At 39.7% G+C, this 26380-nt stretch carries 20 protein-coding genes and 1 rRNA gene; all 21 read right to left on the bottom strand.

Annotated features, from left to right (window positions below; genetic code table 11):
• A 16S ribosomal RNA gene (locus BUB11_RS19905) occupies positions 1 to 208 on the bottom strand; the annotation flags it as partial.
• A gap of 361 nt (positions 209 to 569) precedes the next feature.
• Entirely contained in the window at positions 570 to 842 is a 273-nt protein-coding gene (locus BUB11_RS19900) for a hypothetical protein (protein ID WP_073031657.1), read from the bottom strand.
• Between the two features lie 115 nt (positions 843 to 957).
• The gene (gyrA, locus tag BUB11_RS19895) at positions 958 to 3378 is read right to left on the bottom strand and encodes a DNA gyrase subunit A (RefSeq protein WP_073031656.1); all 2421 of its coding nucleotides are present in this window, start codon (positions 3376 to 3378) and stop codon (positions 958 to 960) included.
• Positions 3379 to 3398: 20 nt separating this feature from the next.
• Positions 3399 to 5312 carry a DNA gyrase/topoisomerase IV subunit B gene (locus BUB11_RS19890; protein ID WP_073031655.1) on the bottom strand — a complete coding sequence of 638 codons (1914 nt, stop codon included), beginning with the start codon at positions 5310 to 5312 and terminating at the stop codon, positions 3399 to 3401.
• Positions 5313 to 5675: 363 nt separating this feature from the next.
• Positions 5676 to 6101 carry a universal stress protein gene (locus BUB11_RS19885; protein ID WP_073031654.1) on the bottom strand — a complete coding sequence of 142 codons (426 nt, stop codon included), beginning with the start codon at positions 6099 to 6101 and terminating at the stop codon, positions 5676 to 5678.
• 112 nt (positions 6102 to 6213) lie between these two features.
• Positions 6214 to 6744: an HPP family protein gene (locus tag BUB11_RS19880; protein WP_073031653.1), complete on the bottom strand. Its 531-nt coding sequence runs from the start codon at positions 6742 to 6744 to the stop codon at positions 6214 to 6216.
• Between the two features lie 189 nt (positions 6745 to 6933).
• The gene (locus tag BUB11_RS19875; RefSeq protein ID WP_073031652.1) at positions 6934 to 8040 is read right to left on the bottom strand and encodes a 4Fe-4S dicluster domain-containing protein; all 1107 of its coding nucleotides are present in this window, start codon (positions 8038 to 8040) and stop codon (positions 6934 to 6936) included.
• Between the two features lie 23 nt (positions 8041 to 8063).
• Positions 8064 to 10076 carry an oxidoreductase gene (locus BUB11_RS19870; protein WP_073031651.1) on the bottom strand — a complete coding sequence of 671 codons (2013 nt, stop codon included), beginning with the start codon at positions 10074 to 10076 and terminating at the stop codon, positions 8064 to 8066.
• Between the two features lie 94 nt (positions 10077 to 10170).
• On the bottom strand, positions 10171 to 10608 hold the full coding sequence (locus tag BUB11_RS19865) for a MarR family winged helix-turn-helix transcriptional regulator (protein WP_242947619.1): 438 nt from the start codon (positions 10606 to 10608) through the stop codon (positions 10171 to 10173).
• Positions 10609 to 10824: 216 nt separating this feature from the next.
• Positions 10825 to 12720, bottom strand: a complete 1896-nt coding sequence (locus tag BUB11_RS19860; protein ID WP_073031650.1) for an ABC transporter ATP-binding protein — start codon at positions 12718 to 12720, stop codon at positions 10825 to 10827.
• A complete protein-coding gene (locus BUB11_RS19855; protein ID WP_073031647.1) occupies positions 12717 to 14444 on the bottom strand; it encodes an ABC transporter ATP-binding protein in 1728 nt (575 codons plus the stop codon). The genes BUB11_RS19860 and BUB11_RS19855 overlap by 4 nt, the downstream gene beginning before the upstream one ends.
• 23 nt (positions 14445 to 14467) lie before the next feature.
• Entirely contained in the window at positions 14468 to 14917 is a 450-nt protein-coding gene (locus tag BUB11_RS19850; RefSeq protein ID WP_073031645.1) for a MarR family winged helix-turn-helix transcriptional regulator, read from the bottom strand.
• A gap of 577 nt (positions 14918 to 15494) precedes the next feature.
• Positions 15495 to 16619: a toxic anion resistance protein gene (locus BUB11_RS19845; RefSeq protein WP_073031643.1), complete on the bottom strand. Its 1125-nt coding sequence runs from the start codon at positions 16617 to 16619 to the stop codon at positions 15495 to 15497.
• 131 nt (positions 16620 to 16750) lie between these two features.
• Entirely contained in the window at positions 16751 to 19156 is a 2406-nt protein-coding gene (locus BUB11_RS19840) for a YceG family protein (RefSeq protein WP_073031641.1), read from the bottom strand.
• 86 nt (positions 19157 to 19242) lie between these two features.
• Complete coding sequence (locus tag BUB11_RS19835) at positions 19243 to 19584, bottom strand: arsenate reductase family protein (RefSeq protein WP_073031639.1); 342 nt, start codon at positions 19582 to 19584, stop codon at positions 19243 to 19245.
• 355 nt (positions 19585 to 19939) lie between these two features.
• Positions 19940 to 21418: a TerD family protein gene (locus BUB11_RS29125; protein WP_073031636.1), complete on the bottom strand. Its 1479-nt coding sequence runs from the start codon at positions 21416 to 21418 to the stop codon at positions 19940 to 19942.
• A gap of 389 nt (positions 21419 to 21807) precedes the next feature.
• On the bottom strand, positions 21808 to 22356 hold the full coding sequence (locus BUB11_RS19825; RefSeq protein ID WP_073031634.1) for a universal stress protein: 549 nt from the start codon (positions 22354 to 22356) through the stop codon (positions 21808 to 21810).
• A 185-nt stretch (positions 22357 to 22541) separates the two neighbouring features.
• The gene (locus BUB11_RS19820; protein WP_073031633.1) at positions 22542 to 23114 is read right to left on the bottom strand and encodes a universal stress protein; all 573 of its coding nucleotides are present in this window, start codon (positions 23112 to 23114) and stop codon (positions 22542 to 22544) included.
• Between the two features lie 50 nt (positions 23115 to 23164).
• Positions 23165 to 23767 (bottom strand): hypothetical protein, encoded by a 603-nt coding sequence (locus tag BUB11_RS19815; protein ID WP_073031632.1) that lies wholly within the window; start codon positions 23765 to 23767, stop codon positions 23165 to 23167.
• 223 nt (positions 23768 to 23990) lie between these two features.
• Positions 23991 to 24704, bottom strand: coding sequence for a hypothetical protein (locus BUB11_RS19810; protein WP_073031631.1), 714 nt, complete (start codon positions 24702 to 24704; stop codon positions 23991 to 23993).
• The gene (locus tag BUB11_RS19805) at positions 24701 to 26002 is read right to left on the bottom strand and encodes a sulfite exporter TauE/SafE family protein (RefSeq protein WP_073031663.1); all 1302 of its coding nucleotides are present in this window, start codon (positions 26000 to 26002) and stop codon (positions 24701 to 24703) included. The genes BUB11_RS19810 and BUB11_RS19805 overlap by 4 nt, the downstream gene beginning before the upstream one ends.
• Between the last annotated feature and the right edge of the window lie 378 nt (positions 26003 to 26380).

The following is a 26380-nucleotide window of genomic DNA, read 5'->3' as shown; positions in this document are numbered from 1 at the left end:
GTCCGCCACTATCTAATACTTAACACTCAATATTCAGCTTCCCATCGGTATTGTTGGCACTTATTGAATGCGTGGAGCGCTCATTCTTCGCGCTCTCGCTGTCCCCTACCTTACTGAACACTCAGTGTTAAGCATTAGACCGTTCGACTTGCATGTGTTAGGCACGCCGCCAGCGTTCGTCCTGAGCCAGGATCAAACTCTCCAAAAAAAGTTATCTCACTTCAATGAAGAAGATGATTCGCTCATGATTTCTTTTGAAACTCTTTCGAGTTTCTCTCATTGGCTGTCCTTGTTGTTTAGTTTTCAAAGACCATCATTTTCCATAGCCCGTTTGGGCCAGATAAACACACTAGCATTTTCAACTTACGTTGTCAATACCTAAGTTGTCATTACTTTGGCTGATAAGTCTAAGCATTCAATCTTCTACTTGTTAACCGCTCCCCATCTTCGTGGCGCTCAGTTATAATACCATTTTCATTGTTTGCTGTCAACTATTTTTGATCAATTATTTGGCAACAATAATATTTCTCCGATTATAGTTATGAGGTTGCAAGTCTGACAGCGGTTGACTAGTGATCCAAATAGTTATCTGTGTTTTGGAACGCTGATTTAAAGTTGTCATCATGGATTATTTGCTCGATCATAGCTAGTTTTTCATCTTTTGTGTACTCGTAAAAGATTGGATTAAGATCCCATTCGTTTTCTGAAGGATAATAACGCAGATTTGCCCTCACTGTTTTTTCTGTCATATTATTCTTAAAGACTAGAGTTAATGCGTAATTGTCAAAGTTATATTCCTTATCAAATCCAGACCCGTCAACTATAACTTCAGTAATCTCCATTTTTATATACCTCCCACTTAAGCTCTCTTTAATCATATTATGTTGTTTCATTCACTTCATTATTCAATCATAATTTAATGGAGCTTTCTGCAGGAGGTAAAATTGATTATCTGCTCTATATTATTCCGACTGTGTAATCACTCAGTAAAACAGGGATCCATTGCGTTCCGGCTTTTACCCGGGACTCTGTTTTAACGTTTTTCATCTCAAGTTTAGTTACGATTCCGCTGAGTTGTATAACGTTTAAAATGTCATCATCTTTAACTTGCATGACGCCAATAATAAAACCCGTACCAACAGGGTCAACCTTGCCAATGGCGATCCCCTTTCCTGCACGGCCTTGGGGTTTATATTCTTCTAAGTATGTCCGTTTTAAGAATCCTCGTTGAGTAACCGTCACTAAATCTCCGAGAGGATCTTCTTCCGAATTACTTAAAATCAACGCGTCAACAATCCAATCTTCATTCCCTAAAGCCATTCCTTTAACACCGCGTGATTTTCGGCCCATGGTATTGATTTCCGTTTCTTGGAAACGAATCGCTTGGCCTTTATATGTGGCCAAGAATAATTCCCCCTGGCCATCGCTGAGGAACACTTTAACAATAACATCTTCATCTTTAAGCCCCATGGCTTCTGAAGAGCGAGCATTTATAAAATCACTCACCGGACTCCTCATAACCTGTCCATCCTTGGTAACAAAAACAAAGCATAACTCTTCTGATGCATCTTTAAGGGGAAGGGTAGAAACTACATTTTCTCCTATTGGCAATGTGAATAGGTTAGTCAGCGGTCCCCCTTTGTCTTTATTCTTTGCTTCAGGGACTGTTTTTGCATTAATAGTGTAAAACTTACCTGTTTGGGTGAAAAAATATAAAATATCCTTGTTAGTACAGGTTATCCTCTCTTTTAAGATATCTCCATCCTTAAACGAACAAACAAGGGAGTTATCTTTCTTGTTTCTAGTTTGGAGTGGAATCCGTTTAATAAATCCATTGGTTGTAAGCATGACTTGAAACAAACTTTCAGGTTCTTCAAAAGAACTTAGATCCATCTGATCCCTCATTTCCTCTGGCAAAATGAGAGTGCGTCGATCATCTCCGTATTTATCAGCAATGTCTTTAAGTTCTTTTTTAATAATCTCATATACTTTGTTAACATCCGCTAAGATACTTTCTAAATATGCAATAAGTTTTAAAGCCTCTGCATGTTCTTTAATAATTCCATCTAATTCAAAGTTCGTCAAATGTTGAAGCTTCATGTCTAAAATGGCTTGAGCTTGAATCTCAGACAGTTCGAAACGGGTAATAAGTGAAGCCTTAGCTAATGAAGGGGTTTTACTGGCACGAATAAGGGCAATCACTTCGTCCAGGTTATTGATAGCAATAACTAAGCCCTCTAGGATGTGAGCTTTTAAACGAGCCTTCTCCAAATCATATTCTGTACGTTTTGTAACAACGATTGTTCGATGTTTAATAAAAGCCCCATTAATCTCTTTTAAACCCAGAACCTTCGGAGTGCCTTCTGCTGTAATAACTAAGTTAATGATTCCAAATGTATCTTCCAGTTGAGTGTGTTTATAAAGAAGTCGTAAGATTTTCAGTGGATCGGCCTCTTTGCGGCATTCGACAACAAGCCGAATTCCCTCTCGGTCCGACTCATCCCTGACCTCACTAATTCCCTCTATCTTACCTATATCTGCCAGCGTTTCAATCTTGGCAGCCAATGTTGATTTATTAACTTGATATGGAATCTCGGTAATTAGGATTGAGCTTTTTCCGTTTTTACTTTGCTCAATCATTGCTTTACCACGCATCGTCACTTTTCCGCGACCTGTTTTATAGGCATTAACAATGCCCTCAGTGCCAATAATCAGTCCACCAGTTGGGAAATCCGGACCACTTACCTTTTCCATGAGTTCATCGACCGTGACTTGCGGATTATCTATTTGATGTATCACGCCTGCAATGACTTCTCGCAAATTATGGGGAGGTATATTAGACATCATACCAACAGCAATCCCTGATCCGCCGTTTACTAAAAGGTTAGGAAAAGGGCTTGGCAATACAACAGGTTCTTTGAGTCTTTGATCATAATTTTCTTTAAAAAGAACCGTGTTTTTCTCTATATCTTGAGTCATGAGCTGGGATAGATGCGTCATTCTCATTTCCGTGTAACGCATAGCAGCTGCATTGTCCCCATCAATTGAACCAAAATTACCCTGACCATCTACCATAGGGTATCGGGTTGCCCAAGGTTGTGCCATGCGAACTGCAGATTCATAAATTGACGAGTCCCCATGAGGGTGGTATTTCCCCATACAGTCCCCCACTAGTCGGGCTGACTTGCTATAGGGTTTGTCTGTGTGCATTCCAATTTCGTCCATGGAAAATAGGATTCTGCGATGAACCGGTTTGAGCCCATCCCTGACATCAGGAACAGCCCGCTGTAAAATAACGTGTTTGGAATAGCCTAAAAAGGCCTCCGGTAAGACGTCCTCGAGCGGACGCTGAATGATATTGTCTTCTGTTATACTCATTGGGTACTCCCCCTAAAACTCTACATATCATCGTCGGTAAAAACGATATTTTCCATCATGAATTCACGCCTTGGTTCAACTTGCTCACTCATCAGAATTCTAAGCTTACGCTCCGCTTCTAGAGTATCGTCTATCGTCACCTGAATCATGCGCCTATTAACTGGATTCAGGGTTGTTTCCCAAAGCTGTTCAGGATTCATTTCACCAAGTCCTTTATAACGTGATATCTTCGCTGTTTTCCCCAGTTCCTTCAGTTCTTTTTTTAATTCATTGTCATCAAAAGCATAACGGATAATCTTGCCTCGTTCCTTCTCCACTTTATATAAGGGAGATTGGGCGATAAAGACCCTTCCGCCCAGAATAAGCGGTTTCATATATCTATAGAAGAAAGTCAACAACAGGCAACGAATATGCGCACCATCGATGTCAGCATCAGTCATAATACATACACGTGCATAATTGCCCTTCTCTAAATCAAATTCTTTGCCGATTCCCGCGCCAACCGCGGTGATGATGCTTCTGATTTCTTCGTTTTCTAAAACCTTGTCTATCTTAGCACGATAAGTGTTAATGACTTTTCCTCTGAGAGGAAGAATGGCTTGAAACCGTCGATCACGTCCCATTTTAGCCGACCCGCCGGCACTGTCTCCCTCGACTAGGAAAAGTTCATTACGGGTTTTGTCCTTCCCGCTGCAGGCCGCAAGTTTACCACTTAGTGCCTTAACCTCAGCATCTCGAGCTTTCTTCTTAAGTTCCTTAGCTTTCTTCGCCGCCAGTCTTATAAGGCAGGTTGTTAAAGTTCGATTGATAACGTCTTTAGCTATTGAAGAGTTATTCTCAAAGAACTGGCTGATCCCCTCATTGGTTAACGACTGCACAATCCCCTCAATTTCCATGTTAGAAAGTTTGGTCTTGGTCTGTCCCTCAAATTGAGGGTCTTTAACTTTGAGGGACAGTACACAAGTTAAACCATCTTTCAGGTCATCCCCAATGAGATTTTCATCTTTCTTAAAGAGATTGTTTTTACGTGCGTAATTATTAAAAACTTTAGTTAACGCCGTTCGGAAGCCTGACTCATGAGTTCCTCCCTCATCGGTAGGGATATTGTTAACATAAGAATGGAGAGATTCATCATCCCCGTCATTATATTGGATAGCACATTCCACAATTACATCGTCTTTTTCTCCATTAAAATAGATGGCCTTCTTATGTACTGGGGAGAAGCTTGATTCTTTGATTAAATGTTCCACAAAGCCAATGACTCCATTTTTAGAAGAAAAGGTTTCTGATCTTGTTTCTCCGCGTTGATCATTCAGAATAATAGTTAGTCCGCTGTTAAGAAAAGAGAGCTCCATTAAACGACTTCTTAGCGTGTCATATTTGAAAACAGTTGTTTCTTTGAAAATAAGTGGATCAGGCTTAAACGTAACAGTTGTTCCAGTGCCTTGGGTATTTTTCCCCACTTTATGTAAATCCGACTTCAATTGACCCCCATTAACATACTCAACACGATATAGTTTTCCATTCCGTTTTATGTCTACGGTGACATAAATACACAGGGCATTGACCACGCTTGCTCCGACGCCATGTAATCCTCCGGAAGTTTTGTAGGTTTCTCCATTAAATTTCCCTCCGGCATGCAGGGTTTCAAAAGCCAACCGCACAGCCGCAATTTTCTTATCAGGATGTATGTCAACCGGAATTCCGCGTCCATTATCCTCGATGGTTATTGATCCATCTATATTAATAGTAACGGCGATACGATCACAAAAACCTGCCCCAGCCTCATCAATTGCGTTGTCAATGATTTCATAGGCCAGATGGTGAAGCCCTCTGCTTCCCGTGGAACCGATATACATGCCAGGTCGTTTTCGGACTGCCTCCAGTCCTTCTAAGACCTGGATAGATTCTGCATTATATTGCTTTGCTGACAAGAACGGTTCACATCCTTAAAGATATTAATTCGATACTGTAATAGCTGCTAAATTTGTAACATCCATCTGTGAATGATTAATATACGATTTAGCAATAAATTAAGTACTATCAGGGATAGTATAAATGATTATCCGCCAACAAGTACATTACCACTTGCTTGTCCTTCTTGTCTAGATATAGTTTATTTTAAACTAAAAGCCATCCCTTTCGAGATGACATATGTTGAATAGTTTTTTCATTCTCTCCCTACTTTAATTGCCTTTTCTCTAATATCCCTTCATTCATTATACCATAAGTATTTTATTTAGGAATTTGCACACACGCAAATGTAAAATCATATACTTACCACTAGATTTGAAACACTACTTTACAATCATAACCGGACATTCCGCTTTGCTTAATATTCGTTGGCTAACGCTCCCCAGCATAGATCCTGCAATCGGTCCGTATCCGCGGTTTCCCATAACAACGAGGTCAATCTGTTCGCTCTTGACCTCTTCCAGAATAGCGTTTGCTGTATGCCCAGGTCTTTGCTTCTTCTCAAGCTTAACTATTCCAATATCAATTCCGGCAAGAGTTGCCGCTAAAGCCTCATTCCCATAAATACTGATTTCTTCTTGGGGTACTGGAATTCCGTTTGAAAGTGTATACCCCAAGGCCTCTGGTGTATACACCACATGAAGGAGAAGAATACGAGAATCAAACTTCTTAGCTAAATCTAAGGCTAATATTAAAGCACGTTTTGCAGCTTCGGAAGCATCAGTTGGCACTAAAATATTTTTAAACATATATTATCCTCCGTTCAATAGTCCTTTAATATTTAAAGCTTCAGCGTTCGCCTGAGCTCCCAAATCGGACTCTAAATTCAGTGCATTCCACTCTCGAGCTATTAATCTCGAGTTAGTACCAATACCTGGGGTAGTGCCTATTGGGAGACAAGTTATTGACAAGAAGTCCGATTATTACCAGTATTACGGCGCCAGCCATAATCGGCGTCAAAATATAGCTCGGTTGTGCTTGACTCAAGATGGCAAATAATGCCGTTGCCCCCCCTGGTGGATGAGTTGTCTTTGTGATAAGCATGATGAGCAATGCCAGTGCTGTGCCTAAGGCAGGTGTCCACCATGTTAAACCAAACATCATAACAGTTGCAACAGCCGCAGCAGCTGAAAGCGTGTGTCCAAAAATAACATTGCGGGGTTGGGCCATAGGAGCATCAGGAGCACCAAAAACTAACACTGCAGAAGCGCCAAAGGATGCTACGATAGACATCTCAAATTTGTACGATAATAGAACGATGAGTGTTATCCCTATTATTGTTCCAAGCATTGTGAGCATTATGTCTAAGGGCACAGGTGCGACTAGAGGAGTTGTCCTTTTGAAACCCTTCATTTTTGTTATGTAACTAATCAGCGGCGATGGTACCTGCATTATCGAATCACTCCCAGTCAAGATGTAATAATTAATTATACTCGTATTTTGGCTGAGAAGCTGTGAATTGTGTCACACTTCTTTTAACGATACTGCGATGAAAAACAAGCCTGTTTCCGAGAGTTGGAAACCCAGGCTTGTTTAACGCAACTTCAATTTTCACTTTAATAATATCATAAGCTCTTCGTTTTATCGGCCTTTCTCTAAAGCCATTCTTTTAAATTTTTCCCTGATGTTTTCCGGGGGTACTGACAACACTGCTCGGCGAGACATGGTCAGCGATTGGCTTGGACAAGCAGCTGAACACGCTCCACAACCAATACAGACCTCACTATTCAAAACCGGTATTTCACCTCCACCTTTTCTGTCTGACATAGTAATTGCATGGATTTGGCACTTTTCAGCGCAAATACCACAGCCGATGCAACTGTCTAATTCTAGGAGAGGCATGAAATTACTAGGATGAGTGGCAAAGACTTGTTGTTCATTGATGCCGCGGAGAACTTTGCAACAACAACCACAACAGTTACAAATGTAGGTCGGTTTATTCAGCACGTTATCACACAGATGAACCAAACCGAGTTCCTGCGTTTGCTTAAGTACCTTCAACAGGTCATCGACAGATGCTGGCTTGCCTAGACCTTTGCGTATTATCCATTCGGCTGCACCTCCAAGAGACATACAGACTTCTGTTGGTGCATCACAGGCTGTACCGAGATGAGATGCCTCATGTCGACAAGCGCATATGCTGATAGCACCACCGCCGGATTGCCGGATAATTTCTGTAGCCTTCTCATAGTCTAAAACTTCAGTCTCTACTGCCAAAGGTATGACATTTTCATAAATCAGGGTTCTCATGACTTTGGTATCCACACCGGCAATTTCTTTCATCACACCTGGGCTGTGAAAGTAGGTTTCGAATAACTCTGCCAGCTCTTTTAAGTTAACATTATCCCCCGTCCTCATAAAAGTGTATTCAAAGAAACCAACTAACATCGGGGCTAACATATAATAGAAGGTATCCTTACGTGGAATGTCCAATACCAACCCTTTATCTGACATTCCATCTAGTATTACTTTCAATTCTGATTCCTCAATGCCTGAAAGAGACGAGATCTTACTCAAAGGCATCGGTATGGACGAGAATTTGCTGCCCACTAAAGCTTCGTTTTCCGTATAAAGACGATGGAGAATTTCCATGAGATGTTCGTTTATTGGTGCTCCTTCCGGAGTCTTACTTAAGCGTTCGGCTAGTGCAAAGTATATCTCTTCTTTAGCATTAATAATATGGCCCAAGCTTTATATTCCCCTCCTTTTAACTACTTGATCCCCTCAGCATAAGCCTCATGGATAGCATCGAGGACTTTACGCGGTTTTGCCGCATCTCCGATAATGCTTAAATTCTCTAACTTACCTTGCAGATTATTGTAGAGTTCATTCTGAGAACAGGAACCTATCGCTAAAACGACGGTGTCCGCCGGAATTACTTTTTGAGTACTGTCACCGGTGCTCTCCACTAAAACTCCATCCGCACGTATTTCGAGCACAGTATGATTGTCCAAACAACTGACCTTGTGGCGTTTTAAATCTGCCAACATAGACCAGCGGGTACTTGCACCGATATCTCGTCCAATTCCTTTTACCATCTCTAAAACTGTAATCTTTTTACTTCCTTGTGTCAATAAGCGATAGAGTTCTTGATCTGTTTCTGCGTGCTGCAACATGAGAAAACGTAAAGTTTCACTATTCAGTGTGCCAGCTTCTGCCAGAAGCAGAGCAGTATCCACCCCAACAGCTCCACCGCCAACAATAATAACGTTCTGCCCCGTTTTTTCACGACCTAATAATACATCCCAAGCCTGAAGCACCCTTACTCCTTCTTCTATTTTGATAGACGGCATAATGGGTCGGGCTCCGGTAGCAATTACTACCCTATTATACCCTTCCTTCTGTACAGCGGTCAGAATCATATCTGAGGTAGCCTTGACATTGTACTGAATTGCTACTCCAAGTTTCTGGCAAGCACTGGCTAAGTAATTTGCTAAGTACCCGAAGTCTTGTCGGTCCGGAGGAGCTGCGGCTAGGGCTAATTGTCCTCCCGGCTGCCCACTCTCTTCCCAAATAGTTACCTTATGACCCCTAAGAGTTGCGACACGTGCAAACTCCATTCCTGCGCATCCAGCCCCAATGACTAGAACTTTCTGAGTTTGAGCAGATTGAGGGATTGGACCTAGTTCAAACTCTCGTCCGACTTCAGCATTTACTAAACAGCTGACTGGTTTCAGGCGAAATATATTGTCTAAGCACCCTTGATTACACCCTATACAAGGACGAATGCTATCTGTCTCTCCATTCATGGCTTTATTTGGCAGTTCGGGATCCGCTAGCAACGGTCGGGCCATACCGATAAAATCTGCCAGTCCCTCTTCTAAAATGTTCTCAGCCAATTCAGGCGTCTTTATCCTATTACACGCTATTACAGGAATAGAAACCACCTGTTTAATGCCATGAGCGAGGTAAGCATAAGCTCCAGGGGGAACATTCATGGTAATTTGAGGAACTTGAGTTTCATGCCATCCCCCAGTTACATTGATTGCATTAACTCCAACCTTTTCGAGAGCTTGGCAAAAGGCACGTGATTCTGTATTCGTGTTGCTGCCTGGAACAAAGTCATTCCCAGCAACCCTAACAATGATAGGAAAGTCAGGTCCGACCGCTTTACGAATTGCCTCTGCTACCTCAAGTCCAAAGGTCATCCGAGCTTCAAGGTCTCCACCATAACGATCTGTACGTTGATTAGTAACAGGAGAAAGAAATTGGGATATAAGATAGCCGGCACTCGCTAAAATCTCCACACCGTCAAATCCTGCTGTTTGGGCTCTTTTTGCAGCGTTGCTAAATGAATCTATCACTTCTTTAATCTTTTCCTCGGTAAGCTCTTCAGGGGTCTGCCCAGTTAATTTAGAAGGGATTGGAGAAGGAGCCACGGATGGCTTACCTGTAAGGGCAGAATGTGTATATCGCCCGGCTTGATAAAGCTGGGGCACAATTTTTGCACCCTCAGCGTGTACCGCATCAACTAATTGACGCAATCCAGGAATGTAACGGTCATCATCAATTTGAGTCATTCCAAATGCATTTCCAATCCTGTCGATGCCGCACCCGCCAACTATAATTAAACCAACCCCGCCTCGAGCTCGCGCTCGATAAAACTCGATTAGCTGGTCATTAACCTCTCCTTTAGGACTATATCCTAAATGCATAGGTGTCATCACCAGACGGTTGCGAAGTTGGAGTGTGCCTATCTTAGCGGGAGAAAAAAGAATTGACATTATAAAACCTCCTCTTAATTAATATCTCTTTAACAAAAATTAAATTATGCCTAAATAAATAGTTGAATATTCTAACAGTTAATATTAAAAAAAATTATTCCTGGGATAGTTTTTCAAGTACTCTTTCAAACGTCGCGTACTCTTCTTCCGAAAAACGTTCTTTGATTTCTTGATTAAGCTTTTCCGCCAGACAGGTTATCTCGACAATACTCTGTTTAGCCTTTTTAGTTAGAAAGACCAAGAGTGAACGCCTGTCTTCTGGGTCGTCTCTCCTCTCGAGTAAATCCTGCCGTTCTAACCTGTCAAGAATGGAGGTAAGAGTCGAGCCATCCATCTCTAGGCTTTTAGCAAGGTCTTTAAACTTGACTCCATCATTTTCCCACACTGCGCTAAGTACATAGAATTGAGCAGGAGTAATACCGTATTGTGAAAAGCTGCTTTCGTAATAACGATGGACCTTTCTCATCACCCTGCTGAGTTTGTAGCAGACATACTTTGACGGCCTGCTGCTGTTAGTCTTAATCTCGTTCACTAATTTACACCTCAATATTGTTGGTAAGACATTTATTTGTATATCATTAATTGTATACAAATAATTATGAGTAAATTATATCTCATTTTCTTTTTTTTGGCAATATGAATTCGTATTCATTCCTTAGATATTTTGACTGTATAAAAAAAGATGCTGTCTCTTACCCTGACAGCATCTTTTTTTAGAATAATGGACTAATTGGTTGCAACTATATTTTTACACTGCATCATTAACTAGATCCGCTCCAGTGAACTGACTGTTGTAAAGATCTGCATAGAAACCGTTCTTTGCAAGAAGTTCAACATGATTACCCATTTCAATAATACTTCCTTTGTTCATAACCAAGATCAATTCTGCCTCTCTAATCGTCGAAAGTCTATGGGCAATTACAAAACTGGTTCTTCCTTGCATTAGTTCCGTCATCGCTCTTTGAATATAAACCTCAGTTCGCGAATCAACACTGCTTGTCGCTTCATCCAGAATTAAGATTGCAGGATCTGCCAGGATTGCCCGAGCAATTGTGAGAAGTTGTTTTTGACCCTGAGAAATATTAGACGCTTCCTCATTCAAGATCGTGTTATAGCCATCAGGCAGTGTTTTAATAAAGTGATGAGCATGAGCAGCTCTGGTTGCTTGCATAACCTCTTCTTCTGTAGCACCTTCACGACCGTAGGCTATATTTTCCATAATTGTACCGTTAAAGAGCCAAGTATCTTGAAGCACCATGCCAAACATACTGCGTAAAGCTCCACGCTTAATATCTCGGATATCAACTCCATCGATCGTGATTTTACCGGCATCTAGTTCATAGAACCGCATTAATAGATTTACTAGAGTCGTTTTGCCGGCACCCGTTGGTCCAACGATAGCGATTGTATTTCCCTGTTTGACATCAATATTCACGTTCTTGATCAGTGGTTCTTCCTCTTTATAGCTGAAATCTACATTTTCGAATCTCACTTCTCCCTTAGGCAAAGCAATAACTTTAGCATTAGCACTATCCGGTAATTCTTCAACCTCATCAAGAAGTTCGAATACACGCTCAGCCGATGCCACAGTCGATTGAATAATATTAGCTATATTGGCAGTCTGAACGATTGGCATCGTGAATTGTCTTGAATATTGAATAAAGGCTAGAATATCACCAATAGTAATCGAACCATTAATGGCAAAAAGAGCGCCTACAACACTGACAATCACATACCCCAAATTGCTGACTAATCTCATTAAAGGCATTATTATTCCTGATATAAACTGCGCTTTATAACCAGCAGTATATAGTCTGTCATTAATAGCATTAAAGGTTTCGATGGAATCACCTTCTCGTCCGAATGCCTTAACAATTCTATGCCCAGTGTACATTTCTTCAACATGCCCATTAAGTTCTCCCAGTGACTTTTGCTGAGCCGAGAATTGTTTCTGAGAGTGTTTGGCAATATTCATAGTCACTACAACATAGAGTGGAAGAGTTAAAATAACAATAAGTGTTAATATAGGGCTTATTGAAAGCATCATAACAACTACACCAATAATAGTTGCGATAGAAGTTATCAGTTGGGTAAGACTTTGCTGCAAGGTAGTTGAAATATTGTCAAAGTCATTAGTTACCCGGCTCAAAATTTCGCCATGTGTTCTGGCATCAAAGAACTTAAGCGGTAAACGGGAGAGTTTCTCATCAACTTCTTTACGCATATTATAGACGGTTTTTTGGGAAACTCCCGCCATAATATATTGTTGCAAATAACTGAATGCTGCACTAATAAGATATAATCCTAAAAGAATTAACACGATCTGACCTATATACGTAAAATCCATAGGTGGAACAGGCTGATTCATCTTTAGGGCCATCATTTTACCCGCAAAACCTTCACCTATTTTTGTGATCGCCTTACCCATTACTTTGGGTCCCACAATACTGAAAATTGAGCTCAGGAGGGCAAAGATAAACACTGCAATGAATTTGGTTCTCTGAGGTTTTAAATATCTGAGCAACCTGAAAAGTGTCCCTTTAAAATTCTTTGCTTTTTCTACCGGTTTTCCTAGAGATCCTGCCGGGCCCCCTGCTTTTCCACCAAACCCTTGAGATTTATCTGCTTTACGTTCTTCGCTCACGCTAATTCCTCCTCTGACAGCTGGGAAGCCACAATCTCTCGATATACCTTACAGGTATTTAGCAGTTCTTTATGCGTTCCAATGCCAGAGATCTCCCCCTCATCTAAGACGATAATTCGATCAGCATCCCGAACTGTTGAGACACTTTGAGCAATAATAAAAACCGTAGAGTTTGCAATTTCAGGTTTAAGCGCCGCCCGCAACTTGGCATCAGTTTTAAAATCCAGGGCGGAAAAACTGTCATCAAAAATATAGATCTCAGCTTTTCTGATTAAAGCACGGGCAATTGAAATCCGTTGCTTCTGTCCACCCGAAACATTAGTACCTCCCTGGGCAATAGGATGATCAAAGCCTGCTTCCAACCCAGAGACGAACTCCGTTGCTTGGGCAACCTGCGCCGCATGTTCAATCTCTTCCTTAGTAGCATTTTGTTTTCCGTATTTTATATTTTCAGCAATGGTACCCGAAAACAGCACGGTTTTTTGAGGAACGAACCCGATCTTGGCACGAAGCGCTTTCTGACTCATTTCCCGAACATCGACTCCATCGACCAAAACACTGCCGCTTTCAACATCGTAGAAACGTGTCATTAAATTAATCAATGTGGATTTACCTGAACCGGTACCTCCAATGATCGCTGTCAGCTCACCCGGCTTGGCACTAAAGGTTATATTGTTAAGAGCTGGTTGGTCTGCACCAGGATATCTAAAGGAAACCTCCTTAAATTCAACAAAACCTCTTTCATCGTTCACTTGTTTTGATTTTTCAGGATCAATGATGTCTAGATCCGTATCAAGGACTTCATTGATTCTTACTGCTGAAACCTGAGCACGAGGTACCATAATAAATAACATTACCAGCATGAGCAAGGAGAATAAGATTTGAGCAGCATATTGAATAAAAGCTAAAAGTGACCCAATTTGCATTGATCCCTCGTCGATTCTAAGAGCACCGAACCAAACGAGTGCTACAGTGGTTAAGTTCATAATTAGCATCATAGCAGGCATTAAGACAGCCATGATTAAATTGACCTTGATTGCGTTGTCCATGAGGTCTGCGTTGGCCTCATCAAATCGAACTCTTTCTTTTTCGATGCGATTAAAAGCACGTATGACTCTAATTCCGGTAAGCTTTTCCCGTAGAACAAGATTTAATCGATCAATCTTTTCCTGCATTACCTTAAACAAAGGCAACCCTCTCTTCAAGGTTAGACCGATAATAGCGAAAAGTATGGGAATTGCAACCACAAGTACCCAAGCTAAGGACGTATCCTGTTGCAAAGCCATAATAACTCCGCCAATACAGGTTAAAGGCGCAGTAATCATCATACTAAGGATCAAAACAGATACTTGTTGAATTTGAGTTACATCATTTGTCGTTCTTGTAATCAGTGTAGCAGTTCCTAATTTATCGAACTCATGCAAAGAGAAACTTTCAACTTTGGTGAAAATCTTTTCACGCAAAATCTTGCCAAAACCGACGGCAGTTTTTGAGGAGAGATAGGTCGCTATAATCGCGCATATAGTTCCTCCGGCTGCAATGAACAGCATGAAACCACCAATTTTAATGATATAATTAACATCTTTGTTAGCTAACCCTATATCAACAATATCAGCCATTAGGGTAGGTAAATAGAGATCTGAAAGCACTTGTACAAAAAGAAGTACAATCACAACTGCTATCTCTAAGGTATATTGTTTTAATAATTTAAACAGTTTAATCATATCTGTCTCCTCGTCTTTTAATGTTATTGATTGTTTTTCCCAGTGTCACTCAAAAGATTTTTCAGGGTATTAAGACCCTGAAAAATCTCATTGAGATCTTCTTGGGTTCCTTGTTTCAAGACTTTTTCAATATTAGACTTCAAATTTTTATGCATTTCTTGATGAACGTCCTTGAAGTGGGGAGAAATACTCACATAGACGACTCTCCGGTCCTCTAGACTTCGTTCTCTGACTACCATTTCTTGTTTTTCAAGGCGATCCAGAATTCCTGATAAAGTACTATTAGGCAAGCTAAGTTTACTGCTGAGTTCGGTTATCTTGACCTTTTTTTCCATACTTATAATTCGAAGCACCATACTCTGCAACGCTGTAATTCCTGAATCCTCAAAAACTTTACTCATACTCTGCTTAAAAAGGACCATCACTTCCTGAAAAAGGTTTGCTACTTTGGTGCTTTCATTAAAATTGTCCATTTCTTCTCACTCCTCAAACAATTCGCACACATACATTTCCATCTCGAATATTTCGTCAACGTTTATTTCGCACATGAAGTATATTACTCTCAAAATTATCTATAGTCAACAAAGAAACCCTTTCATCCTTTAGGATATTGAATAATTTTACAGATACTATATTTGTCCCTCAAAAAATACTGCTTCATTCCAACAATCGGAAATTAGTGCATGTTTTCTGATTACCAATTATTTCAACTTATAGCTTTTTCTATCACCAAGCCACAGGCGGGGGATTGACCTTAGTTGTCGTTTATGGCGCTGGCCATGACTCGAACAGGACTTCGAGATTATATATGGACTATTACAACAATGACCGTTACCAATGAAACCTATCAAAACGGTACCTAATCAATATGCCACTTAATTGAAAAGTAGTGAGTATCCAATAAAAATACAGAAGAATACCCTCACATCATTATTTGACATGAGGGTATTCTTATTTTAGCCTTTTTTAAATTTTCCTTGACACATGGTCCATTTTATAAATATTGTGATTACCACGTTTTTTTTACTTGTCAGACCCCGCGTAACTGCACTATCTTACAATCCCGCGATTAACAAAGTCTTGTTTTAGCACCTCTAATCTTTTTGTTCCATCCAGACGTTTTTGTCTCATTTCTTCTTGGATCGCTTTTGTTTCCTCGATGCCATTAACAATGGTCTGCCATGATTTTTCAAGGGTTTCAATACTTACAGAACTTCCTGTAGCCAGCTTGGCAACCATCTTTGATTGCAACGCAGTATTTTCAGCATTTCGAAGTAAAAGCTCATTGGTCTTCTCATCTAAGGCACTCATCGCTTTTGCTTGAACGGATTGGCGTTTTAACATGATAGCTTGTACTAAGCATTGCTTAAAGATTGGCATTGTGATCACAAAAGCAGAATTGATCTTGCGTACTAAGTTATAATTACCATATTCAATGGCCTTAATGGTAGGCATACTTTGGACGGCTACATTTTCCGCAAGTTGCAGATCGTAAATTCGTTGTTCCATAATCTCTTGTACCTGCATGAGGTTATTAACCGCAATTTGGTCCAGCCTCTCCCCAGTCTGATCAGCTTTGGCTTGGGCAGTAGGGATAATATTATTCTTAAGCTCAGCCAGAACGACTTGACCAGCATATATGTATTGCCCTAATTGCTCGTAATACTCGCTATTTTTGTTGAACATATCTTCCAAATGTTTGTTAGCAACGCCAATTTCCGCTTCGTATTTTTTCAGGGTGACAAAAACCTTATCAACTTCATCACCCATTGAGTTGTATTTCTTAAAGAGCGCATCCACTGAATTCTTAGCTTTAGAAAATATCTTTTCTAAAAAGCCGGGAGGTTTATCCTTAAAATCTTTAATGTCAAACTTTTCCATGATCTTATTGAGTTGAATTAACAGTTCTCCTGAGTCCTCGACTTTTGTAGACTGCATGGAATGAAGAATAGCATCTGAAAACCTCGAAACCTCTTCTGCGGTGTTTTTACCAAAGGTCATAATAGAATTTACATCTTCTATATTAATTTGGCGTACAATACTGCGAACCTCAGGGCTTTCCATAACTTTAGCCATAACTTCGTTTTTCTTCTTTTCAAGATCAAATTCTGGAATGAGTGCCGGAACTAAGCTTTTATCCTCAGTTAGTTTCGTTGTAAAACCTTGAATCTCCATTTACGCTCCCCCTTTAATTAAATTGCTGTCATCTTGCTAAGTCTAATGGCTGAAAGATTCGCACAAAGCGTTGAAATTAAGCAATGGTCTGTCCAAAATCCTGCCTATTAATAATATTGCGGCAGTATTGATCAACGAAGTTTGAAAAACCGAGATAAAAGCCCGGGTTTCTGGCTGAGAGCCGCCGGAATGTTGTTTAAGACCGGAAGTACTAAGTCGTATTTTACTTGTGGAAGCTGATATAGATCGAAAAGACTCGGCTTAATGAAATGCTCAATGGTCCTGTAATTAGTTGGCGTAAAGATGAGAATATCAAGGCCGATAAGATTAAAATAGGCAAGCAGAATGGAATCGTTTTCAGTGAAAGATTCTTTTTTATTGTCATAGATAATGATTTTGGGTATTTCTTGAGGATAATCAAATACTTCAATGAGTTTGAGCATTTCATCATCCAAGGTTAAAATTGTCATGATAATCTTAAGTTTAAATTTTTCATCTACCGGTGTTAAAAATATTCCTGAACAAAATAATTCGTTGATTTTCATAATTAGAAAATGCTGTAGCGGTGCTTTAAGATAGCCAAACTTGTAATGACTGCTCTTTACTGCCTTGAGCTCATCCAAAAGACCCTGTTCGTCCAATAAATAATTTGAGTGATATAGTTCTGGTTTGGTGTAATTGATCTTCGTAAACGGAACATTTTCCATGAGCCTGGTATTAGGAGCTGTGGAAAGCTCTTTTAGGTCTTGCCAATAAGCAGTTAGCTCCTCGCTAACACCATTGATTTTTGCAAATAAATTAGGTACATACACTTTTTTATTCTGAATTTTAAACTCTGGACGAAGTTTAGATGGTTCTCTCCAAAGTATTTTGAGTTCGTCATAGGTGGTTTTAAGGGTAATAGGCTGTGTCACGTAACTTTCAAACTGCCACGGTTTAAAAAGACCCACCTCTTCACTATAAATCACTTCCTCAATCTCTTTAGAAGCATTATAGGCAATTGTGCTTTTGCGTATCAATCTCTCCCCTTTTGGAAAGGGTTCCAACGGCAAATTATGCTTATTTCTAATAAGATGGGTCAACGTATTCTCCTCATCAAAGATTTGAAACGGCCTATCTCCATCTTCATCAGAATGCATAAAAAGCACATCGCATCCTAACCTGTGAAAAGCGGTTAGCAGAAAGATTTCATGAGCTTTAATATTTCCATAGAACAAGATTTTGGGGTTATGTTCGTAATTAAAGGCCTCGATCCCAGCGTTATTGTTTAGATTCCCTTTTGGAAATAGTTGGGGAAGATATCGATTGAACCAGCTAATTATTTTCAACGAGAAATTTAAAACTATAGAAATGTTAACATTTTTGCTCTTCTCTGCAAAAAGATTAACTATCTCAACAAAGGTATTTCTGATTGTATTATCCAAAAGCTCATCGTGCATTTGAGGAAGTATCTTATCCATAAGAATTTGTTCAATAATCTCAAATCGATTTTGGAATCGATAACCTATAAGCCTATTGGGAATCATATCGCTTTCCTCTGCACTCGGAGCAGCAATGCCTTCCATGAATTTAAGATAAAAGCCCGACATCTGCAATGATCTGTCCAAATTATAAAGACTATTGTAGTATTCCGCCTCCCAATCATCTGAAGAGCCGGGTACCCCAATATAACGAACAAAATATGCCGGAAGTATGGGATATGGTTTACCGATATAGCCGCTTCGTTTGTTTAAGGGAACAAGTATATCCTCTAAAATCGTCTCAGTTCTCTTAAGTTTTACCACTGCTGCCGGATCACTCAAGAAGCTATTATCCAGTTCATTTTGTTGGGTTGATTCAGTTTTCTTCTTCTCCGATTTAGGCTGGGCAGTCATAATCTTCATTTTTTCTAGAGTGTTCTGTGCTGCGGGAAAGGCTCCAATGGGAAGTTCATTGGGATATTTTATAATCATGGAAAATTCATTGTATTTATCTATATTATCGAACTTATCTCTTAGAGATGTATTAAGTACAAGAACATCACACCCTATGAGGGACATTAGGATAAGGAAATAAATTTCATGTTTCTTGGGACTTCCCCAGTAAACCACCTTAGGATTAAAGGGTGATTTCTTGCTAATTTGTTTACCGTAATCTCCAAACCAGAGCAAGATTTTAGTACCAAAGTTTACAGCAATACTTAAATTAATCACTTTCTCATTTGTTATAAAAAGATTAAGAATTATGCCAAATGCATTTTTTATCCTTCGATTAACTTGGCTATCTGAGCTTAATGAAAAATAGCCCTTTGAATCTAACAGATTTAAAAGTGCTCCATTGCTAAAATCCTTAAGCGGGACTGGCTCAAACAACTTTCTTGCACGGTCGATTATTTTAGAATCAGTACTGACAGGAATTGATTTTTCAAACAAAATGTAGTTGCCCGTTATTTTTAGTTCTTCAACTAAACTAAATATCTTAGAGAGGTACTCTCTCTCGTCATTACATCCAACAATACGATAGAAATAAACATAGGGTTGTGAACCCCTTTCTTTCAAAGGAGACAGTATATCTTTAAAAATATCATTGGATTGTTTTAAGACAGTTCTAGTTTCCTTACTTGTCTCCGTATCTTCTCACTCCTTTATTCTTGCCACGACTCCCAAATACTCGGTACGTAACCTACTGTCGCTTGTTTTCCATTGCGTACGATAGGAGTATTATAAAGACTGGGATTATTCAAGATCATTTCCTCCCTGCCAGACTCCGAAATGATGTGATCCATATTTAACCTTTTGTAATCTTTAGCGTTAAAATTAATCAAATTCTTTAATCCAACAGCAGTTTTGACACTTTGTAGTTCTCCTTTACTCAAGCCTTTCATTGTCAAATCAACAAATTGATATTTTATCTTTCTCTCTTTAAAATAACGTTCAGCTTTTTTAGTGTCAAAACATTTCTTGACTCCAAATATTTGAATATTCATTCTTAGTTCGTCTAACTCCTCAATTCAACTTCTCTAATTAGATTATGGCAATATTCATTCTAAGTAATACTTCATCTCTCTAATTATTCTACAGTAATATATCTAATTCCTTTATATATGTGAGAAAATAAGGTTTTACTGGATAAAATAGCATTAAAATGCCCCTAACCCTTATGGCGGCCAGAGGCATTTTTTGCTATTAAGCTCAATTGTCTATTTTAGGTTAATTATTCAATGCTAATGGTTGCCTATTTACTCCCATGACAGGCCTAGTACCTACAACCCGTTGCAGACCAAAATCGCGGTATCACCTAACTTTTGCACCTTCTGTCTAGAAGCCGAATTGCAAGGAAACCTAAAATATGAACTCCCTAGGGTCTAAGTGAACCTCGTAGCAAATCTCTTCCACAGTTTTCTTTTCTACCGGGGCAAATTCCCCGTCGGCAAAACCAATTGCACAACACAACCGAACCACCAAACGTGCCGCTTCAGGTTTACTAGCTAATTTCCCGATCGCTCTCAATGCTTCAGCCTTACCTAACATACGATCACTCTGAATTCGTTGTACATAGTAATTAAAACGAGAATCTACTTCAGTAATATTAATCCCACGCATTTCCTGACTAGTACGGAAATAATCAATGAGCTTTTCCCTTTCAGAAGGTTCGAGAACCCCGTCCGCTACGGCCACCAATGCGCTGCCGGCAACCAAGGCTTCTGTGAGATCTTTCCCCATATATTTGTTCACAATGCTTTTAGCATTTTCAGTTTGCTTTTGCAACCACTCAGCGGTATTTGTATTACTGCCCGAATTCCAGCGTTCCTTGCAGCTTAAACAGACAAATTCCACATTTTTGCTTCCAATAAACCCAGCCAACAACCCTACTGGACCTAACAAAACACCGCCAATTGCAGCCTTGCCAAGACCAAACCCTTTCTTACCCGCAGTTACCTGATTCGAATGGCAACGCGGACAGGCCATTCCACCTTGATGGCCGGCATTCTGAGCTTGTCCATAGGATTGTGAATTATTCTGGCTAAAGGACTGAGAGTTATTCTGGCTAAAGGACTGAGAGTTATTCTGGCTATATGATTGAGGACTGTTTTGTCCATGAGAATTATATTGGTTGTTTTGGGGACCGCCGTAAGGCACAGCAGAGCTGCCTGTTCCCTGATTTCCAAAGTTAGCATTTCCAGTATTTCCATAACCAGAGTTAACTGAAGGATTAGCAGCTGCAGAGGATTTTTGTTCTTCTTCAACTTCCAACCCAAAATTATGGCAAAGAGCAGCTAACCCCCCTTGAAATCCACTTCCAATAGCATTGAATTTCCACTCCCCGGCATGGCGGTAAATTTCAGCGGCAACAATAGCCGTTTCCACGGAGAATTCCTCGCCAAGTTCATATTTGAGCAATAATTCGTTCGTGCTGGCATTTAGAATCCTTACATAAGCATTCTTGATATCTCCAAAACTTTGCCGTTTCATTTGGGCGTCATTAATAGTAATAGTAAAAGAAATTCTCTCGATATACGCAGGTACTCCTGACAGATTGATGCGAATCTGCTCGTCATCCCCCTCCCCGGAACCCTTCTTATGATCTCCGCTGTGATTTACGGAACCTTGACCGCCAGATGGATTATTATAGAAGACAAAGTCACTTTCATCCTTTACCTTACCATTAGATCCAATTAAAAAAGCCGATGCATCTAAATCAAAATTATAACTGCTTGCTGACGAATTTGAAGCCCAACCTAACCCGACAATTATTTCCTTTAAGTTAGGATTGCTTTTTGTAAGGTCTACTTTTTGCCCTTTGCTAAGTCTTACTGCCATTGCTCTTCCACCTTTCTATTCATACCAGTAGTGCTTCAACTTGCACAATAAATATCCGTCTATAAAAATTAAAGATAAAATAAACCCTTCTAACAAATGCATTTTACCATATTAAGCCAAGCACAAGCAAACTTCGAAGCAAAGACATCTCAGTGCCTGAATTTACATCTTCATATTTCCTTCACAAATTTATTGTTTGTGTATTTATATCATATAATATTAACGGGCTTGGTATTAGGAATGGGCTCTTGAAATTCCAGAAAATATCTTGACGTAATCAAATAAGCCCCGAAGAGATGCAATATCTCTCCTGGGCTTATTGACACATAATATAAAAGTCATCTAATACTACTATTAGAATATATATTATTTAAGATTAGCAACATTCGTTACTCATCGTCGACAGAGCAATAATTATCAATAAATTCTTGAGGGAGCTTCTTAATCAATAAGACCGGTATATCCGACTTGTTAAGCACACTGTGAGCCAAACTTCCATAAATCAGACCTTTTAAACTATTAAGTCCTCGCGTTCCCATTATTATTAACTCAAAGTTCTTTTTTGTTGCGTAGCTAAGAATTGCCTCAGTGATGTCCGGTATATTGTAATTTGAATAAATCACCTGACGATTGACATTTTGTCCTTGTTTAGAAAAAATATTATTGGTTTTTGCAAGAATTTCAGAGTACTCCCTTCCCTGATCCGAATCTTCATCTATTAAGTGTTCTACCCAATCTGTGTTAGGGTTAGAAGACCAAGTTTCCAACAAATTATAATCTCCTTCAATAGACCCTTGAGCACTTTCATGTATATGCAATATTGTTAATTGCATATTGGATAAACTAGAAAACAAACTGGCAGCGTATACAGTTGCCGAAAAAGAATGCGGTGAACCATCCGCGTAAAGAAGTACCTTAAGAGATTTCGAGTCAATCATGACAATTCCACCTTTAAAACGATTTAATCTTAATTATATCATAATTTAGTATATGATATAATAGCAAATTAATGATAAATGCTTGTCATAAATCAAGAATAGAACTAAAAAACACAAGCCTTTGGATTTCCATAGGACATGTGTTTTTTAAATTCTGCTTTACGCTGGGTGATTGAAGACAACTGCTAGTACTTCATAAAGCTCTGGGGAAGCTTCTTAACTAACATCATTGGTATAGGAGAACTATTAACTAAACACCCGAAAAGCAAAACTTTCAAAGTGTTAAGTCCCCGTGTACCCATAATAATCAAATTATAAGAATTTTTTGCTGCATAATCATAAAGTGCCTCTAAGGTATCTGAAATACCCGGATTGCAATATATCACAACATGACTGACATCCTCTGCTCTTTCCGTAAACACTTCGTTAGTTTTGGAAAGAATCTCATTATATTTGTTTTGAATCGAAGAACTGGATCTTCCAAAAACACGATTTATCCAATCAGAGGTTGAGCTTATTGGCCATTGATATTCAGTCCCCTTAACATTACCTCTTGCCAGGGCCCATGTTACTAGATCCTTTGTATCGATCCAACTATATTCCGTAATCTTTGAATCTTCACACCCTTCTCGTGCCTGGACAACGGTCAAATGCATATTGGGCATATTTCTCAAAAGCGTTGCCGTATGAACTACCGCGTAAAAAGCTTGCTGTGAGTCATCAAAATAGAGGAGCACATTAAACTTTGGATGATTCAAATCAGTCACCTCCTCCCTAAAGATGGCAATATGGCATAATGCAGGTGGCATTAATTGAAACTGACGTTATTAATCCAAATATTAAGTCGGTCCTTGTTCTCAATAATCTTTTCAGCCAATTTTGTACCAACATAATGATAGTAATTCTCGCCGTCTTTCCTGCAGAAATAATTGTAAGTGTCAATAAAGTTAGCACTTGCTCCAACTCGGTGAAGTAAGGGAATTATATTGGTTTTCTTAATGTCAAAGTTCTCGATGGCTCTTTCAAATTCCTCTCCTAAGTTAGCGGTACTCCATGCCTTTGGTCCCTTTTCAGGCTTGATCTCATAGACACGCCTTAAAAATTCATAGGCAAAAGCACCTAAAGATATTAGGATTTTCGGTTTATAATCAAAGGAAATATCCCGGAATAACTCAATTTCTTTATCTACTTCAGGTCCCCACCAATTTAGGGTATTAGGAACTATTCTACTATCGCAAACAGCATTTCTAAAATAAATATTCGCAGTTTCAATTCTTGTATTCATTTCTCTATATACTTTGTCCTGAATTTCATCTAATACAGGTGTCCAATTGTCGTGGCTTATAGGGTGTTTGGGATTAATTAATACCCAAATGGGATAACTTCTTTCCCCCGAATCTCTCTTCATCATTTCTCAATCCCCTCATCAACAGAGTAAGGCTATCAAAAACAACGGGATATGAAATGCCTTTTATGCTAGAAAAGTAAAACCTTTTGCTGCAACTAACAAGTCTCTAATTGTGCCACTAATCGCAGCAAAAGGTTAAGTCTCATTGTATTGACTAAACTGGGCTTAAGACATCTGGTCCGCAATCACCTTAGAACGACAATTCATCCTCTGGTAATGCATGATTTTATGCAGTTTTCTTCTTCGGTTTGGCTACGACAATACCAAGACCATCAAAGAGATAATAGAGGCCAAAGCCATACCACACGGTATATATAAGGTAGAAGCTGAGCAAAAAGGCGAGACTGAATTTATTCTCACTAACCTTCTTAATTTCTACTCCGTAATAGTTGTAGGCAGGCTCAAGGGCCTTTTGTTGTACTTTAACCAAGTCAAATTCTTCCTGAAATTGTGATTTGGCTTTTAGGGCTGCGTCAATTTTCTTAAGAGAGCTGTTCCAATTGTAGGTCGCTTCGCGACCGTCGTACCCATATTTTTTTTCCAATGGTTGACTATCATTGTGATACATGAAATCGCTGTCAGTCACGACGGCGCCTAGAATTTTACCATAATCCCCATTGATGGTCAGCGAAGATTCATTAATTGTCACATCGGCGCCTGCAACAGTGTACAACTCACCCCATTTTACAGCCTCTTCAGGCGATGAAGCTTTAATTGCCAGGTTAATGTTTTTTCCGATTTGACCATCAGCAACTTTTTGAGACTCATCGATAAAATAGGCTGAGCCCTTAGACAAAGAGTTAAACATATCATCCGCGTATTGCAGGCCATTCCTGCCGTTACCAAAGTTTGGAGACATCATTCCCACATAGCATAGTACAAAAGTTAGAAGCATTGAAACACCGATCACAAAAGTTTTTTTGTTTCGAACAACACTCATTGAGAAACACCTCCCTTGGTGACGTTAGTATCATACTCTTCAGCAGCCTCAGCCCGGAGCTTAGGAATATTTCTGATAAATGTGCTAATAATCCAGAAAGCAAAGATCGAAACTAGGCCGAAGAATAACCACACTCCAATCTTGGTAATCAAAGCACCAGAGGCAGCGGACAGGGTGATATACCCCATCTGAGTTAATTTTTCCGGCAGTGCGAAAAGTCTGTTGACAAAGCCCGCCAATATAGCTAATGCATAGAAGGCCTTGATCTGTGTGCCAGGGACTACTTTAGTAGTAATTGCCCCAATTTGGATGCCGAATAACGAACCTAACAACATCCCCATTGCTAAGGTATAGAATACATATCCATAGATGGCGTACTGTGCAATAGAGCCATAACCAGCTGTGAAAATTATTTGAAATATATCTGTCCCAACTGTGGTTGCGGTGGAGATCCCCAGTCCGTATACAAACATAGGAAACGTTACAAAACCGCCGCCAACACCCAGTATTGAAGCTAAAAAGCCAGTAACAGCTCCGCATGCTGCTACAAAGAAACCAGAAATCCTTCTCCCGCCTGGGACTACGTGGTCATCAAACTTAATCATGGGAGCTAGGTTAATAGCTTGGAGCTTTGCTCCAAGGGCCGTTATTTTTTCCGGGCCGCCATGTGCATCTCCGCCGTCTTTAGGTGCATTTTTTCTCATACTCAGATATTCGCTCATCGCAAAGATGCCTAGGAATCCCAATAGAACCACGTAGATAGAACTTATTACAAAGTCGCTCATTATAGGGTTGAAATTATATAATGCACGATTTATCTTACCTCCGCCTGTGACCCCTAAACCAGAACCAATCAGAAAGGCGATGGCTAGACCAGCGTGGACGTTACCCATTTTCTTATGCAGGGTTGTTCCCATGATAGCTTTCGCAAAAATGTGAAACATATCAGTCCCTACAGCCAATATACCCTTTACTCCCAAACTCATCAGTGCCGGAGTAATGACAAAGCCACCGCCTGCTCCTATACACCCGGTAATAAGTCCTGCAATAACGCCCACGGCTATGGAGCCATAAAACGTAGCGGGTGAAAAATAGGACGGACCGAAAGCTGCTTTCCCTCCGATAAAGGCGGGCAGTGTTGCTGCCGCATGAGCCATCGCCGGAATGAGTAAGGGCAGAGCCATTACGAACAATATCAATAGCTTCTTCCGATTTTTTATAATGTTAAATGAAGTCTCAATCTCCCACTGGGCATGACCCCTAGCTGCGTACATTAAAGAGTTGTACAAATCTTTCATAGTCATCTTTCCCTCCTCCAATGATCTCCACTTTACAATTTGGAGCGTATATTTTTGTTCTTTGACAACCTCACTTTTTAAAAGATTTGTGATATAATTACTAGTGATTAAATTCTTTTGCGGCCTTTTATATAGGCTGCTTTTTTTCTTGAAGAGGTACCGATTTACTTCGAAGACTAACTATCGAATAGTCTCTCATTTAAATTTGTGATATTTAGAACAATTCTAGGAGTGACTTTTAGATAATCCGCTACTAAGATAGCAAATGTTATTCGATCCTCCTCAATTATATTGACCACCATGAAACCAAATAGTTGTTTACTTTCCTCTCCTTTCTTTGGAATTAGATTCACAAGTAAAGAGTAGCACTGCATTAGA

Source organism: Desulfosporosinus lacus DSM 15449 (assembly GCF_900129935.1).
GTDB lineage: Bacteria > Bacillota > Desulfitobacteriia > Desulfitobacteriales > Desulfitobacteriaceae > Desulfosporosinus > Desulfosporosinus lacus.
The sequence above is the reverse complement of the archived record's forward strand: the minus strand, read 5'-3'. Positions and strand labels throughout refer to the sequence as shown.

Excerpts from the sequence above, each read along its gene's own strand:
- BUB11_RS29125 (WP_073031636.1), bottom strand. The coding sequence starts at position 21,418 with ATGGCAGTAAGACTTAGCAAAGGGCAAAAAGTAGACCTTACAAAAAGC.
- BUB11_RS19870 (WP_073031651.1), bottom strand. The coding sequence starts at position 10,076 with ATGTCAATTCTTTTTTCTCCCGCTAAGATAGGCACACTCCAACTTCGC.
- BUB11_RS19880 (WP_073031653.1), bottom strand. The coding sequence starts at position 6,744 with ATGCAGGTACCATCGCCGCTGATTAGTTACATAACAAAAATGAAGGGT.
- BUB11_RS19845 (WP_073031643.1), bottom strand. The coding sequence starts at position 16,619 with ATGGAGATTCAAGGTTTTACAACGAAACTAACTGAGGATAAAAGCTTA.
- BUB11_RS19825 (WP_073031634.1), bottom strand. The coding sequence starts at position 22,356 with ATGATTGACTCGAAATCTCTTAAGGTACTTCTTTACGCGGATGGTTCA.
- BUB11_RS19815 (WP_073031632.1), bottom strand. The coding sequence starts at position 23,767 with ATGATGAAGAGAGATTCGGGGGAAAGAAGTTATCCCATTTGGGTATTA.
- BUB11_RS19850 (WP_073031645.1), bottom strand. The coding sequence starts at position 14,917 with ATGGACAATTTTAATGAAAGCACCAAAGTAGCAAACCTTTTTCAGGAA.
- BUB11_RS19900 (WP_073031657.1), bottom strand. The coding sequence starts at position 842 with ATGGAGATTACTGAAGTTATAGTTGACGGGTCTGGATTTGATAAGGAA.
- BUB11_RS19885 (WP_073031654.1), bottom strand. The coding sequence starts at position 6,101 with ATGTTTAAAAATATTTTAGTGCCAACTGATGCTTCCGAAGCTGCAAAA.
- BUB11_RS19810 (WP_073031631.1), bottom strand. The coding sequence starts at position 24,704 with ATGAGTGTTGTTCGAAACAAAAAAACTTTTGTGATCGGTGTTTCAATG.
- BUB11_RS19855 (WP_073031647.1), bottom strand. The coding sequence starts at position 14,444 with ATGATTAAACTGTTTAAATTATTAAAACAATATACCTTAGAGATAGCA.
- BUB11_RS19835 (WP_073031639.1), bottom strand. The coding sequence starts at position 19,584 with ATGAATATTCAAATATTTGGAGTCAAGAAATGTTTTGACACTAAAAAA.
- gyrA (WP_073031656.1), bottom strand. The coding sequence starts at position 3,378 with ATGAGTATAACAGAAGACAATATCATTCAGCGTCCGCTCGAGGACGTC.
- BUB11_RS19805 (WP_073031663.1), bottom strand. The coding sequence starts at position 26,002 with ATGAAAGATTTGTACAACTCTTTAATGTACGCAGCTAGGGGTCATGCC.